Source organism: Rhizobium sp. WYCCWR10014, assembly GCF_001657485.1.
Classification (GTDB): domain Bacteria; phylum Pseudomonadota; class Alphaproteobacteria; order Rhizobiales; family Rhizobiaceae; genus Rhizobium.
On sequence record NZ_LXFU01000050.1, the window covers coordinates 104,365 to 119,104 of the forward strand.

12 protein-coding genes and 2 pseudogenes are annotated in these 14,740 nt (G+C 59.1%); 8 read left to right on the forward strand and 6 right to left on the reverse strand.

Annotated features, from left to right (window positions below; translation table 11 throughout):
- Positions 1-5 precede the first annotated feature (5 nt).
- Complete coding sequence (gene lpdA, locus A6U98_RS29135) at positions 6-1,403, forward strand: dihydrolipoyl dehydrogenase (RefSeq protein WP_064654407.1); 1,398 nt, start codon at positions 6-8, stop codon at positions 1,401-1,403.
- Between the two features lie 601 nt (positions 1,404-2,004).
- Positions 2,005-2,250 carry a hypothetical protein gene (locus A6U98_RS29140; protein WP_064654408.1) on the forward strand — a complete coding sequence of 82 codons (246 nt, stop codon included), beginning with the start codon at positions 2,005-2,007 and terminating at the stop codon, positions 2,248-2,250.
- An 85-nt stretch (positions 2,251-2,335) separates the two neighbouring features.
- On the opposite strand, the gene rsgA is transcribed toward A6U98_RS29140, so the two are convergent.
- From rsgA to A6U98_RS29155, 4 genes are all read right to left on the reverse strand, one after another.
- Positions 2,336-3,388 carry a ribosome small subunit-dependent GTPase A gene (gene rsgA, locus A6U98_RS29145; protein ID WP_064654565.1) on the reverse strand — a complete coding sequence of 351 codons (1,053 nt, stop codon included), beginning with the start codon at positions 3,386-3,388 and terminating at the stop codon, positions 2,336-2,338.
- Between the two features lie 35 nt (positions 3,389-3,423).
- A complete protein-coding gene (locus A6U98_RS37360; protein WP_020047024.1) occupies positions 3,424-3,600 on the reverse strand; it encodes a hypothetical protein in 177 nt (58 codons plus the stop codon).
- A gap of 465 nt (positions 3,601-4,065) precedes the next feature.
- Positions 4,066-5,250: an MFS transporter gene (locus tag A6U98_RS29150; RefSeq protein ID WP_064654409.1), complete on the reverse strand. Its 1,185-nt coding sequence runs from the start codon at positions 5,248-5,250 to the stop codon at positions 4,066-4,068.
- 468 nt (positions 5,251-5,718) lie between these two features.
- A complete protein-coding gene (locus A6U98_RS29155; RefSeq protein WP_064654410.1) occupies positions 5,719-6,072 on the reverse strand; it encodes a hypothetical protein in 354 nt (117 codons plus the stop codon).
- A gap of 91 nt (positions 6,073-6,163) precedes the next feature.
- Between A6U98_RS29155 and A6U98_RS29160 the strand changes: the two genes are divergently transcribed.
- The 6 genes and pseudogenes from A6U98_RS29160 (at position 6,164) to A6U98_RS29180 (ending at position 11,627) form a co-directional block, all read left to right on the forward strand.
- Positions 6,164-6,703, forward strand: coding sequence for a hypothetical protein (locus tag A6U98_RS29160; RefSeq protein WP_064654411.1), 540 nt, complete (start codon positions 6,164-6,166; stop codon positions 6,701-6,703).
- A 2-nt stretch (positions 6,704-6,705) separates the two neighbouring features.
- On the forward strand, positions 6,706-7,368 hold the full coding sequence (locus A6U98_RS29165) for a lytic transglycosylase domain-containing protein (RefSeq protein ID WP_064654412.1): 663 nt from the start codon (positions 6,706-6,708) through the stop codon (positions 7,366-7,368).
- Positions 7,365-7,565 (forward strand): annotated as a pseudogene (locus tag A6U98_RS37365) (TrbC/VirB2 family protein); the annotation flags it as partial. The gene A6U98_RS29165 and the pseudogene A6U98_RS37365, both read left to right, overlap by 4 nt.
- A 9-nt stretch (positions 7,566-7,574) precedes the next feature.
- Positions 7,575-7,769, forward strand: a pseudogene (locus tag A6U98_RS37370) (helix-turn-helix domain-containing protein); the annotation flags it as partial.
- Positions 7,770-8,312: 543 nt separating this feature from the next.
- Positions 8,313-9,191 (forward strand): alpha/beta hydrolase-fold protein, encoded by an 879-nt coding sequence (locus A6U98_RS29175; RefSeq protein WP_064654413.1) that lies wholly within the window; start codon positions 8,313-8,315, stop codon positions 9,189-9,191.
- A 291-nt stretch (positions 9,192-9,482) separates the two neighbouring features.
- Positions 9,483-11,627, forward strand: coding sequence for a TonB-dependent siderophore receptor (locus tag A6U98_RS29180; RefSeq protein ID WP_064654414.1), 2,145 nt, complete (start codon positions 9,483-9,485; stop codon positions 11,625-11,627).
- A gap of 262 nt (positions 11,628-11,889) precedes the next feature.
- Here A6U98_RS29180 and fhuB read toward each other — a convergent pair whose 3' ends face one another.
- Together fhuB and A6U98_RS29190 are read right to left on the reverse strand one after the other, a co-directional pair.
- Positions 11,890-13,860, reverse strand: a complete 1,971-nt coding sequence (fhuB, locus tag A6U98_RS29185) for a Fe(3+)-hydroxamate ABC transporter permease FhuB (RefSeq protein ID WP_064654415.1) — start codon at positions 13,858-13,860, stop codon at positions 11,890-11,892.
- Positions 13,860-14,738, reverse strand: a complete 879-nt coding sequence (locus A6U98_RS29190; RefSeq protein ID WP_064654416.1) for an iron-siderophore ABC transporter substrate-binding protein — start codon at positions 14,736-14,738, stop codon at positions 13,860-13,862. The genes fhuB and A6U98_RS29190 overlap by 1 nt, the downstream gene beginning before the upstream one ends.
- Positions 14,739-14,740 lie beyond the last annotated feature (2 nt).

Genomic DNA, 14,740 nt, shown 5'->3' on the forward strand with positions numbered 1-14,740 from the left:
GATCCATGAAAGAGATCGTCTGCAAGCTCCTCGTCATCGGCGCCGGTCCGGGCGGGTATGTCTGCGCCATTCGCGCCGGGCAGCTCGGCATCGATACTGTTATCGTCGAGGCCGGCAAACCGGGCGGCACCTGCCTGACGGTCGGCTGTATTCCCTCCAAGGCGTTGATCCATGCGGCCGAGGAATTCGACGCGACGCAAAAGATGCTTGCCGGAAAAAACCCGATGGGCATCCGCGTCGAAGGCGCCTCGATCGATCTCATGAGGACGATTGCCTGGAAGGATGGGATCGTCGGCCGGCTGACGTCCGGCGTTTCGGGGCTGCTGCAGAAGGCGCGGGTCAAGATCGTCCACGGCCGCGCCCACTTCCGCGACGGCAAGACGGTGGAGGTGGAGACGGAAATAGGCCAACAGATCATCCGCGCCGAGACGGTGGTGATCGCCACCGGTTCCGATCCGGTGGAGCTTGCGAACCTGCCTTTCGGCGGCCGCGTCATTTCCTCGACAGAGGCGCTGTCGCTGACGGAGCTGCCGAAAAGGCTCGCCGTGGTCGGCGGCGGTTACATCGGGCTGGAGCTCGGGACGGCTTTTTCCAAGATGGGGTCTGATGTGACGATCGTCGAGGCGACGCCACAGGTGCTGCCGCAATATGATGCCGAGCTGGTGCGGCCCGTCATGCGCAAGCTGACCGAAGGCGGTATCCGGGTGTTGACGGGTGCGAAGGCGATCGGCCTTGCCGATAATGGGGAGGCATTGATCGTCGAAACGGCTGATGGCCGGCAGCAAACCCTGCTGGCCGACCGCATCCTCGTCACCGTCGGCCGCCGCCCAAGAACCGCAGGATCCGGTCTCGAAGAGCTCGATCTCGACCGTGCCGGCCCTTATCTGAGGATGGACGACCGCTGCCGCACGTCGATGCGCGGCATTTATGCGATCGGCGACGTGACCGGTGAGCCGATGCTTGCCCATCGGGCCATGGCGCAAGGCGAGATGGTGGCGGAAATTATCGCCGGGAAGAAGCGGGCCTGGGACAAACGATGCATCCCAGCCATCTGCTTCACCGATCCGGAGATCGTCAGCGCCGGCCTGTCGCCGGCGGAAGCGAAGGCTCAAGGTTATGAGATTCGCACCGGCCAGTTTCCGTTCAGCGCCAACGGGCGGGCGATGACGATGCTATCCGAAGAGGGCTTCGTGCGCGTCGTGGCCCGCGCCGACACCAATCTCGTGCTCGGCCTGCAGGCGGTGGGAGCCGGCGTTTCCGAACTCTCGGCGGCTTTTGCGCTGGCCATCGAGATGGGTGCACGTCTGGAAGACATCGCCGGCACCATCCATGCGCATCCGACCCGCAGCGAAGCACTCATGGAGGCGGCGCTGAAAGCTTTGGGAAGCGCTCTGCATATCTGAGCCGAAGCCTGAGACCGTGGCCATCCGAACGGTAAGGCGCTCCGGGATGATTGCAGCGCGTCTCTTTCTGGCTTTCTTGCCAGTCGCAGCAAGTAAGTCTGTGTGGCAATGGCCATCAGCGGCGGATATCGATGGCTTGGCTTGGCATTTTCTCCGCGTTTCGCAGGCCGCAAGGCAGGCGCGAGCGGCCGCGTGCTGCGGCGCGTCATCGACCTCGGAATGTCGGCATGGCCGCAGAAATAGCAGATGCGGGGAATGCACGGGGGCGAGCTTCGTGACAGATCATGGCGGTTTCAGGAAGCAGGCTTCTGGCAATCTGCGTCTTGATAACGATCATCAGAAATTGGCTCGTTTCACCTCTCAATTTACTGGGTGGGCCAAGCCCATCAAGAGCGCTAAACAGGCGGGGCCTCGGCTGAGTCGAGCGATTGACAACGATTGCTTCGAGTCTTTCTCGCAACACCTAAGCGGGAACTGTAATCTTGGACGGATTTGGCTGGATTAGAGCCATTCAGTTGCGGTATCCGTAGGACTGCAAAGCGATTTGCGCGAGCGGGACAGCTAAAGACAGCACGTCCGCATCTCCTAAAGCAGGACCTTGATGAACGCGGATATGATAGCCGCCTGGGCGGTGGAAAATGGATTCCATGCGATGGATTCCGGGAATTATCGTCGCCATGACAATGCAGGCGTGATCACGATCGAGATAAAGAGGATGTCATTCCTCCTCATCGATGAGAGGCAAGGATTGCGACCGCGCCTCATATCGCGGTTGTTCAAAGACTTATCCCTCACAAGCGGGAGCGACCGCTTGCAGGGTCTTCTTCGTGACAATCCCAATCATTGAGCGCTGACGCTATCCACAGCCCAGCCAATTCAGGTGGCGGATCGTGCCTGACGCCGATGAGCACCGGCACAAACGTTCAACACTTTCAATATTTCTTCTTGCGAACGATCTTGTTGCCGCGGGGTCCGCTCACGACCGGTGTTCGGTCGCGGTTTTCTGCAAGCAGGTTCCGCCAGCGTTCCAGGCGATCGGCGAGCAGGGCGCCGCTTGCGACGGCTGCCTGAACCGCGCATCCCGGTTCATGGGTATGGGTGCAATCGCGAAAGCGGCAAAGCGGCGCCAGTTCGGTTATTTCAGCAAAGAGGGTGTCTATACCGTCGGCAACGTCACTCACGTAAAGCGTTCTTATTCCCGGCGTATCGATGACCCAGCCGCCGCCTGAAATTGCATGCAGCGATCGCGCCGTGGTTGTGTGTCGGCCCTGCGCATCATATTCGCGGATGGTGCCTGTTTTTTGCTTTGTGTCGGATTCTGGCCCGGTCATGGTGTTCACCAGCGTTGATTTTCCGACACCGGAAGATCCCACCAACGCAACCGTCTGGCCAACGCCGCACCAGGGCCTCAACAGGGAAACGGCTTCCGCGGAGCACCCATTCAAGGCAATGACAGGCAGATCGCGCTGCAAAGTTTCGGCTTGCGCCTGGAATATGCCTGCATCCTCCGCGGTGTCGGCCTTCGTCAGCACAATCACCGGATTGCTCCCGGCCTGGTTGGCCATGATCAGGTAACGTTCCAGCCGAGCAAGATTAAAATCGGCATTGCACGAGGTCACGATCAACAGGGTGTCGATGTTGGCGGCAACAAGTTGCTGGCCACGCCCGCCTTCCGGGCGTCGTTGAAAGACACTTTTTCGGTTGAGACGTCTGATAAGCATGTGAGTCAGTGCATCGGCAAGAACCCAGTCGCCCACCGCATAGTCACCAGTACTGGTATTGGATGGAAATTCCAGTCTGACCGGCCCGGTGACATCGATTGCCTCGATGCGTGCCCGGTGAACTGAAGCGATGCGTCGGGGGATCAAGTCCGCTTCGCTGGGCTGGACTTGGTCCGCGAAGAATTCAGACCACCCAAGCAGTTCCAGCGGTGAAGAAAGTTGGGAGCTGGTCAAATCTTGTTCCACTTTCAGTAAGGCTGCCATAAAGGGTTTTTGAATGATCATCCGCGGCGTTTCGCCTAGCTGCGTGGATGATCCCGTTTTGGCAACGAGGTTGCGTAAGCAGCAGCTTCGCCGGGGTAGGGGAAATCGTCCCCGAGCTGACGGTCGCCATCGTAGACTTTGAAGATAGGCCCCTCAACTTCAACGATCTTATAGCCATTCACGTATTCGATCTTCGGTGTTTTCCAGCCCATCAAAAGCTCTCCAGTCCGGTCCGAGGGTTGTCTCTGAACATGGTGCCAATACCTCATGCACAGCGGTCTATGATCTATCAGGTGCTTCACGATTAGCCAACGCCGGTTCGATCCCGTTCAAGACCACCGTTCGTCTGCAAATTCGGCGAAGGGTCACCGCCAGGCTGGTTTAAAGGTGATCAATGGGGCACGATGGTGAGGGCGATCGCCTGACCGACGTGGTCGAGCCCGCCGGCTCAGATAGCTTTGCCGTCAACAAACTCGACGGCAAGCAAGTGGCCTCGCGCCTGCGACCGCAATTCCCTCGACCAGACGCGCGACTGACCTTCAATCTCGCAAGGCGATCTACTTCGACCTGCAGTGCCAGCCGTATTGCTCAGGGAGAGCACCGAGCAGGCCGTTAATACATGCTCGTTCGGGGTTTCGTCGAACCAATCGCGCGGCCGGAAACCGGCAGCACAATCGCTAGCCGTGGACCCTCCGAGCAGTCGCAGCGCTACCTCCGCCGGCAGCCCGGCGCGTAGCAAGCGCCTTGGCCGAGAAGAGCGCGTAAATGATCAGCGGAAGACAGGCGAGATAGGATGTCCGGATGCCAGCATGTTCGGCAATGAAACCGAGCAGCGGCGGCGCCAGGAAGAAGACGACAAAGCTCATCTGGCCGAGGGCGGCGACGTTGAGATACGCCGCGCGATCTGTGCGTTGGGCCGCCGCCGAAACGGCGAGAGGATAGACCGCGCTGCAGCCGGCGCCCATCAAGGCAAAGCCCGCCAGCGCGACATAGGGATGCGGCGCCCCCGACACGGCGCAGATGCCGGTCGCCGAAAGAACAAGCAACATCGTGGCGACGGCCCGCGCGCCAAACCGATCGACCAGCGGATCGACGAACAGGCGCGCCAGCGCCATGCAGAAGGTGAAGAGCGTCAATCCCAATCCGCCAATGAAGGGCTCGACCGAAAACACATCGCGCATATAGATCGCCGACCAGTCGATCCCGGCACCTTCGACGAGAAAGGCCGCGATGCCGATCACGCAGAGCGGCATCAGGCCCCAGGTGGGAAGCGCTACCAGCGGTGCCTTGCCTTCATGCAACGCGATCCGCGCCGGCGCATTCCGCATGCCGGAAATCGCCCAGATGCCGATGACAAGAACCGTGACAAAGGTCGCGGCGAGATGGAGTTCCATCGAAATGCCCGCTTGGCGGACGACCGATGAGACAAGCGCCGTGACGAAGAAGCCGAGGCTCCAGAAACCATGCGCTCTGTTCATCACGCCGCGTCCTAGCTGCGCTTCGATGCGGTCGATCTCAACATTGAGATTGATCTCCAGCGCCCCGGCGAGCAGCCCTTCGACGAAGAGTACACAGAACACGACCGGCGCCGCACCGATCCACGGCACCAGCGACAGCAGCGCAGACGTGCCGAGAACAGTAATGAATGCCGTCGTACGCGCGCCGAGCCGGGCGATCAAGGGCGAAGATAAAGTCAACGAAATCAAGGCGCCGATCGCAGCCCCTATCAGCGTTAACCCAAGCTCGGATTTATTGACGCCAAGTGCAACCTGCAAATCCGGCATCCTCGACAGCAGCGCCCCCAGCGACACAGCGAAGAGAAAGAAGCAGACATAGATCCGCTGCTGCGGCGCGATTTTCATGACGTGACTCCGGGGATTGACGCGTCGAAGCAAAACACGCGCTTATGGACATGGGATATCTATCTCACAGGGCCTAAGATCGAAACTAGTTTCTGAGGGAATGCGTCGGAGAAGGTGATCTTGGGAACCGGCGCGATTTGCCTAGCCGCGGTGACGTGCGCGTGCCGTTTGATCAAGCTTGCCGCCGTGAACGGCGTCTGCATCATATCCTTTTGTCCGCAAGCATCTTTCGCGGACGGGTGACGGGAATAGCAAGAAGTCGAGGGACTGCCTTGTAATCAGAAACCTCGCCACCGAGGCCGTTCTCCCTGCTATGAAGGAGAACGGCTATGAACGCGTCATATTCGTTGGGTCTCTTGCCGGCCGGACGAGACCGCGGATCCCCTGCCTCTGCGAATTTCCCCCAGAGTGCATTAGAGTCCTGCCACCGAGGTGATGCTTCAGAAAACCTCACTTAAAATAGATTGCTTATCCGGCCCCGAAGGAGCTCAACTTCTCCAGAAGCGCCTCCGAAATCTCGAACTGGCGCGCCGTTCCACGCCCCATCGAATTCTTGACAATCCTCTCATCCAACATCCCCCGTTTGACCAAGAGATCGACCGTCTCCTTGACGCCACTGCGCGTCAGAGCCGTAATTTCCATGATACTGGAAAGAGTTAGCTTCTGGTGCGCCTGGTTCATGCTGTAGAGGATCGTCATCATGCCGACCTGCTTCAGCCTTGCCTGAGGCGTCTCGTCTTCGAGGGGATGATCGAGGATCTCATGCAGGATGAGACCTGAGAAAGCCAGATTCCGCCATTGGGTCGTGAGTGCTCTTGTCATGCCGTTTTACTGTGTTATATAAATCAGTATAGACTGTTCTACAGGCAAGCCACCTCTTCCGCAACCGGATGTCCTCTGGAGGGTCGTGCTCATGAAAAACCTTCTGTTCAACTCGGTCGTCGCGGCCTGCTGCCTGGCGCCATCCTACCTTACTTCACCTGGCAAGGCGCAAGCAAATGAGTGGGGCTGCGAGGTTATCCTGTGCCTTTCCAACCCCGGAAGCCCAACGCAGTTCGCGGCATGCCGGCCGCCGATCCAGAAACTGTGGCGTGAGCTTGCCGAGGGGCATTCCTTCCCGACATGCAGCGGCGCCACCTTCCACAGTTCGCGCCCGGGCTATGAGCCCTATTACTGCGAAACCGGATACCGGCTGAAGACCGATTATGGTCCGCGCGGGCAAGAAACCATCTGCGTGTCGGCGGCCCTCCAGCCGGTGAGCGACGCGTTATGCCCCAATGTCGGTGAGAGCCGCAGTTCCGGCGACGGCTCGGTTCTGTCCCCGCGATGGCAACGGTCGGATGGAGGGCGCCAATGCATGGGCTATCCGACGGCCCGCCCGAAGGTGAGATCGCAGCCCCACTATGTCGACGTGACGATCGATGGGATGGCGACGCAACGGGTCTGGTACTGATCATGGCCGTCACTTTCATGGATCTCGCCCAGGATTGCGCGCCCATGGTGGAGGTCAGGACGCTCGCCGCCGTCATCAGTCTCGAAAGTGGTTTCAAGCCTTTCGCCATTCGTATCAACAGCGGCCCGCCGCTTGAGCGTCAACCCGCATCAAAGGCTGAGGCAATTGAACTCGCGACCTCCCTCGTTGCCGATCGTCAGGACATTCAGATCGGTCTTGGCGGCATTGGCGAGGTGGAACTGCGCAGGCTCAAGCTATCGATTTCGGATGCGTTCGATCCCTGTGTGAACCTCAAGGCGACGGCCACTCTACTCAACAGCTATTATCGCCTTGCCTTGCGTTTCGGCGCCGATGCGAAGCAGGCCGAAATAGTGATGCTTCAGTCCTATTACGGGCGTGACGATCCGTCGGTTGGCAAGATGGTCAGATATGAGGAGCAGATCCGCCAGGAAATGGGGCGACTGCCTGCCAGCTTGGCGTCTCTCACCATCGTCGAGCCGCGTGATGAAGCGCCTCGCGCCGAGCCGTCACCCAGCCGGGAGGCGTCCGCGGCCGAACAATTCCCTCCCCAATCCGGTGAAGCCGCATCGTGGGACGTCTTCAACGCCCGGCGGTCATCCCAGGTTCTCGTGTTTCAAAAAACTCGATCGGAGCAAAGCCAATGATCTCGAAAGCAAACCTTCGCCTTGTCGCGGCCCCTCTCCTGATGGCCGCCGCCATCGTCGCCTGCCTGGTAGAACCAGCTTTTGCCCAGGCAGCCGGCGTCGAAACCGTCTTGCAGAACATCGTCGACATGCTGACCGGCAACATCGCCCGTTTGCTTGCCGTCATCGCCGTCATCATCATCTGCATCGCCTGGATCCTTAGATTTCTATTAGAAAGGCAGGGTCAGATCAGTACCCGCGATCAACTCATTGAGGCCGTTTGGCCCGATCCGGACACAGTAGAAAGCCGGACGGTCGACGTGCATATCGGCCGGCTGCGAAGAGCGGTTGGAGGACTCCGAAATCTGAGGATTCGCACCGTGTACGGCGCAGGTTACGCTCTCGAATACCATGATCATTGATGTCCGCATACCCTAGCCTCTAACGGGTTCACGGCGACGTAGGCGCCCGGATCTCCCCGGGCTAAACAGGCGCTCTCCTAAACGGGTCAGCGATAAAGGAAGTGCCGCCGGTGGCGTCCACAATCTCCATACTTGGCAGGTTGTCGTGCAGGAAAAAAGCCCGGCCGCGCACAAGGCCGTGACGCTTGAGAAGTGCGTGGCCCTGACGTGTGGTTCACGTTACCGCCTCGGGGTTGCAAACTCAGGAAAGTTACGAAACAGACGTCGACTTAGCGGCGTTCGGAGATGATTGAATTGAGGCCCTTGTAAATTCATCTGTGGGATCGAAATGCGGTTCGATAGTTCCGGGTCTTCAAATCATGCCCGGACGAGGTTAGATCAACCTCTGTAAACGTTCGAACCGTGACTGCCATGATGCGCTTTCGCGGAAGCCAGGATATCAGCAAAGAGTTGCACCGACCTTGGAAAGCTCCGAAACCTGCCGGTGAACCGACGACATCAATTTCCCTTCCCCTATCCTCCCAACCATCAGAAAACTTTCTCATGACCAATCCCATCAGCGTCTATTCGATGCCCGGAACGTGTTTTTTCGATTTGGCTCCTGCTGCGGGCGGCGAGCCCTATCGCATATTCCTTTCCATTCCGGCGGAGAAACCGCCTGCGGGAGGATGGCCGCTTCTCGTCATGACCGACGGCAACGCCACTTTCCCCTTCGCGGTCGCCAGCTTGGTCACGCAGGCACCTTACCCAACGGGGACGAATGTCGGTTGGGGGGTGATCGCGGCGATCGGCTACCCCTCCGACGAGCCCTATGATCCGCTCCGCCGGTCTTGGGACCTGGGGCCCCCGCCGGTCAAATCCTATCCGCCGTTCGTTGAGGGCGGTCCGCCGGTTGTCATCGGAGGGACCGGCAAGCTGGTGGATTTCATCGAGAACGAGCTTATACCGCGGATTGCAGAGATGGTGATCCTGGATCCGATGCGCCGATCGCTTTTTGGACATTCCTTCGGCGGCCTCTTTACTCTCTATGCCTTGTTCGAGCGCCCAGGTCTGTTTGCCAATTGGATTGCGGTCAGCCCAACCATCTATTGGGAGAACAGTGAAATCCTCAAGAATGAAGCGCGGCGTCAAGACGCACCGGGGAATGCACCTTTCCTGCATTTGTCCGCCGGAGAATACGAAGGTGATGAGCTGGCACCCTTCCAGTACCGGAACGAGGATGCCACTGCACGCCTGGAGAAGAGGAAGACGGAACGGACCGTCCTCCTGGCGCGGGAGATGGCGGAGCGATTAAACGGCACTGCCGACGGTTTGCGTACCGAATTCGAGCTTTATGCTGGCGAGACCCACATGTCCGTTCTTGCTGCGGCCGTGAATCGTGCGGTTGGCATCGCATTCGCCGTCCAGAGTTTGAACATGTGACGCTCTCTGCAAGGGCCTCATCGGTGAATAGATCCGGCGGTTAGACGATCGTCCTTGAGATGAACGTCCTCGCGCGTGCACTCGTCAAGGTCAGTGCCAGATGGGGCGTTCAGGATTACATCCTCGCTCCGTGTTGCCGCTAAACCTCATGGTCCCGACCAGGAGCAAATATGGTCACAAAAGCGTGATTATTAAGTTGACTCCAATTCTCCTGTTTTAGTAAACGGTCTCGCTGCAGTGGCCGGAGGGGCGGCCGTCACACTGCTCGATATTGGTCTGACAGGGGATAATATGACAGTAGGACTACAGGGGAAGTTGCGCGTGTTCACAAGCCGATTGATTGCGAGCAGCGCTTTGATGACAGTGTCGTTCGGATCGGTAGGCATTGGCTGGGCACAAGACAATTCGGCGGAAGAGGCGACGCAATTGGCCCCGATCGTCATAACCGGCAAATCGGACCGTGTGGTTGGCCCTGATCGCACCATCGTTGCCAAGGATACCGCCACAGGCACCAAAACAGATACTCCGGTCGTCGATGTACCGGCGTCCGTATCGGTGGTGACGCAAAAAGAGTTGGAAGAGCGTCATGTGGACAATCTTCAGCAGGCGGTCGCTTATACCGCCGGCGTCTTTTCGGATGAGTTCGGTAACGACGATCGCTACGATTACATAAGAATTCGCGGCTTCGATCAGACGGCGCTCGGCACCTACCGGGATGGACTGGCGGCGCGTATTCCCGCCTGGTTCACCGCCAGCCGCCTCGAACCCTATGGTCTTCAGCGCGTGGAGGTCCTGAAAGGATCGACGTCGACCCTCTTTGGCCTCAACGGTCCGGGAGGACTTGTCAATGCGATCACCAAGCGTCCCTTGGATGAGAAGCATGGTGAGGTTTACACGTCCTACGGGGATGGTACCAAGGAAGTAGGTGCGGATTTCGGCGGCCCGATCGATGCCGATGGCGTTTGGACCTACCGGCTTACCGGACTTGCCAAGGACGGTGGGCAAGGCTTGGATTATTCGAACGACGACCGCACCTACATTGCACCGGCACTGACGATCAAGCCGGAAGAGGGGACCTCGCTCACCATTCTGACCGATTATTATAAACGCGATGGAACGGGCGCGCGAGGCGTTCCGACCGGCGTAAATATCGATATCGACACCTTCCTCGGCGAACCGGACTTCAATCGCTTCAATACGGAGCAGGTCGACATCGGATATCAGTTCGAGCACGAGATCAACGACAACCTGACCTTCCGCTCGAATGCCCGCTATACGCATCTCGAACTCGACTATGCCGAAGTCTATGGCGCATCGCTGGATCCGACCGCCAATCGAACGGCGTTCTCGGTTGACGGCATGTCCAATCGCTACGCCTTCGACAATCAGCTGCAGTACGATACCGGATGGGACGGGATCGACAGCAAGACGCTGGTCGGCGTCGATTACACCAGTGACAATACGCGCGAAAACATCCTGTTCGGCACGGCGGGGCCGATCGATATTGATAATCCGGTCTATTGCGGTCTTTCCTGCATCAACCTTGGCCCTTACGTGAACTGGCGCGTCAAGCAGCAGGCGCTCGGGATCTATGCTCAGGAGCAATTGACGTTCGACGATCGATGGATCGTTACCCTGGGGGGACGATGGGACCAGGTTCACACGACTGCGGATTATCTCGATAGCGGGACAAGCGACGACGACACGGCGTCGGCTTTCACCAAGCGGGCCGGACTGACGTATAAATTTACGCCGAATCTCGCAGTCTATGCGAACTATTCGGAAAGCTTCCAGCCGCTCGTCGCGCAGACCGCAAACGGCTACGCTGTGACGGGTTCGTTGAAACCGCAGCAGGGTGAACAATACGAGGTTGGCCTCAAATATCAGCCGGATGGGTTTGATGGCCTCTTCACCTTGGCGCTGTTTGATCTTACCCAAACAAATGTGCCGAGCTATGTCAGCCCTCTGGTGCAGGAGCAGATCGGCAAGGTCGGTGTGCGCGGCATCGAACTTGAAGGCAAAGCCGCAATCAACGACAGGCTCAATCTGACGCTTGCTTATTCCTATTGGGATGCTGAAATCCGCGAAGACGGGACAGGCGGCAATGTCGGTAACCGGCCTTCCCGCGTGCCGCGACATCTGGCATCGGCCTGGCTCGATTACACCATTCCGGGAGATGGATGGCGCGGTGACCTGACGATCGGGGGAGGTGTTCGCTATGTCGGTCAAACCTATGGTGACGATGCAAATACGGTGTCGCTTGCCAGCTATACGCTGGTTGATGCCGCAGTCAGCTACAAGGTGACCGAGGACGTGACGCTGGCCGTCAATGCAACGAACCTCTTTGACCATAAGTATCTCGCCACCAGCTATTACGGAACTGAGTTCTACGGCGATCGGCGTAAGGTCGTCGGCACGCTGAAGTATTCCTGGTAAAAGCGGTGGAGGCCGCCTTTGTCCGATCAAGGCGGCGTCCGCAATCTGAGCGTCGGAATTATGCAGTCATTGAAGCGTTACAGCGCCGCGCCTCTGAAAAGACGCGCGGCGCTGTAGCCGGCGTCGTGGATGATCGTTTGTCTGCGGATCTTCGCTGACGGAGCAAAAACGCTCCTATTGATGGCGGACTTTCATCGCCGCGATGACACCCACAGCCCTGCGGGTGCCTGCCTCGTGGCCGTTCCCTCCCTATGCGCAACCCTTAGCCGGCACCGCGCTTCCGCATCATCAACATCAAGAACGGCGCTCCGATGAGCGCGGAAACGAGACCGGCCGGGATCTGGTAGGGCGATACGATCGTGCGGCCGACGAAATCGGCAGCAACCATAAGCCCCCCTCCGATCAGAGCGGCGCCGACCATTTGCGGCAGCGCGCGTGTCAATCCCGCCTCCCGCGCGAGGTGAGGTCCCATGAGACCGATGAATGACAGTGGGCCAACCGTGAGGGTCGCCGCCGCCGTCAACAATCCTGCGAGGCCAAAAAGCGCAAATCGCGATTTCGCCAAGGGTATACCGACCGCCGCCGAAGGCGACGGCCCGAGGGGAAGTATGTCAAGCCAGCGGCGAACGGCGAGCGAGACGGCGATCAGCACGGCGCCGAGCGCCACCTCCATTGCGGCGGTCGACCCCTCGATAAGATAGGTGGACCCGCTCATCCACCGCATCAGCAGAACTGCTCTCGGATCTCCCGTCGAGCTCAACACGCCGACGACGGCATCGACCATCGCGCTTAAGGCAATGCCCGCAAGCAGGACTCGCTCGGGCGCGAACGCCGATCGCCGGGAGCTGATGAAGATGACAAAAAGAACGCTGATCGCACCGGCCACGGCAAAGGCAAATTGCCCGGAAAACCCTGGAGCAACGGCAAACAGGGCAATTGCAACACCGAAGGTCGCGCCGGCACTGATTCCCAGAACTTCGGGACTTGCCATTTCGTTTCCGGTCAGCCGCTGAAGGATCGAACCCGCGACAGCAAGCATCGCGCCCGACGTCAGGGCGGCGAGGATTTTAGGTATCCTGATAGCAAGGACATCGTGCGAAAATTCGCCGGATGTAAAAGCCCAGCCGCCATTGATGTCGCGTCCGAGAAAAACGCTGACCATCAACAGGACAAGCAGGCCGGCGGCCGCGATGATGACCGGTGCGCTTCCCTCCCATCGACGTGGCCGTCTGAACGCTGGCGATTGCGGCAGTCGATGACGGATTTTCAGCCGCGGCAGGAGCGCGAGAAGCAGCGGCGACCCGAAGATGGCTGTCACCGCCCCCGTCGGTAAGAAATCACCAAGACCGCCGGCGACGAGCTGCAGGATGGAGTCGGCGAAGAACAGCAGTCCGGCGCCGATCAGGGGAGACCACAGGATGAGCTGCGCGGGACGTCGTGCTCCGGACAATCGCGCAATCGTCGGCGCGACCAGTCCAATGAACCCAATCACCCCAACGGCGCTCGTGACAAATGCAGCAAGTGCTACGGCAAGGGCGACGACAATAAAACGCAGGCGGACCAATCTGACGCCGAGGGCCGTGGAGCTGCTCTCGCCAAGATCGAGCAGCGAAAGCGGTCTCATCACGAAAGCGCAGCCGATGGCGATGACAGCCAACTTCCAAAGAAGCGACAAGGGAATGACCCAGCTTTGCTGTGCCAGCGAGCCGGCGCCCCAGATGAACAGGCTCGAGAGGTAGCGCTGATTCAAATAGGTCAAGATGGCAGCGAGTCCGCCGCACCATAGACTGAGAACCAGCCCCGACAGAACAAGCGAGTAAGGCGAAAAACCGCGGCGCGCGCCCAGGCTGACAACGATCACAGCAGCGGTCGCGCTGCCGATCAGAGCGACAAGATCGCGGCCGGCGCCAAGCAAGTCGGGAAGAAACAGCGATGTTACCACCAGCGCCAGGTTTGCTCCGGCCGACACGCCGAGGGTGGTAGGATCGGCGAGCGGGTTTCGCAAAACTTGCTGAAACAGCGCTCCGGACAAGGCAAGTGCGCCTCCGGCAATCAGCGCCGTCGCAAGGCGGGGAAGCGTCGAATAGGTGAACACCATTCGCGTGACATCGTAATCCGGTCGAGCCATTTCTGACATCGCCGGAGCGGCAAGAAACCACGATGCCACGCCTCCACCGCATATCAGGAGGAGGAAGACAATTGCTGGCCCGATATTGTCGCGGCGAGATACCATCAAGCTTCCTTTTCCAGAAGATCCGTCAAGAGACCCGCAAAGCGCATGGCCTCGTTCACCATCCCGAACATCAGGGCTGGCGGCAGAATCGACAGATGGCCCGGACGCGCAAACGCCAGCCTGTTCCACAGCGGGCTCTGAGCGAGTTTCGGAAGAACGTCCGGAGGAACGGGATCAAAGGCGATCAGACGCGCGTCCGGATCGGTGATCTTGGAGAGATCTTCAATACCGATCGTTTCAAAACCCCAGTAATTTGACTCTCTGGTCCAGGCGTTGCGGACACCGATGCGCTCGAGCACATTGTGGAACAGCCCGGGACTCGAGTAGATGCGGACATGGCGGGCATCCATGAAATTCACCAGGGCGACCGGCGGCAGGTTCTTGCCCCCCAGGCGACTGCGGCATTGCGCAAAAAAGGCGTCGGCTCGCGCGAGAAACTGTTCCGCTTCATTCTCACGGCCAAGCTCAACAGCCAATTTCCGCGTTGCCGCGATGGCAGCGGGAAGAATGGATCCAATGCCCGGCGTAAAGATTTCCAGCCGAACGACTTTCGCCACCGACTGCAGCTTGGGCAACAGCTCATCCAGGTAGGGTGTGGTCAAGATAATGTCGGGCTTCAGCGTGACGAGAATTTCAAAATTGACCTCGAACGCACTGCCGATATCGACGACGGATTTTGGCATCGGCGGCTCGACAACCCATCTGTCCCAATCGGCGAGGTCCGAAATCCCGACCGGAGGCAATCCGAGGGACAAAAGAGTGGACGCAAGGCCGTAGTCGAGGCTGACGATCCTTGGGCCCATCGACTGTGCAAACAGCGGAGCTGGAATGAGCGAGGCAGTCGCGAACTGCAAAAAGGAGCGCCGCGAAACCTCCATTG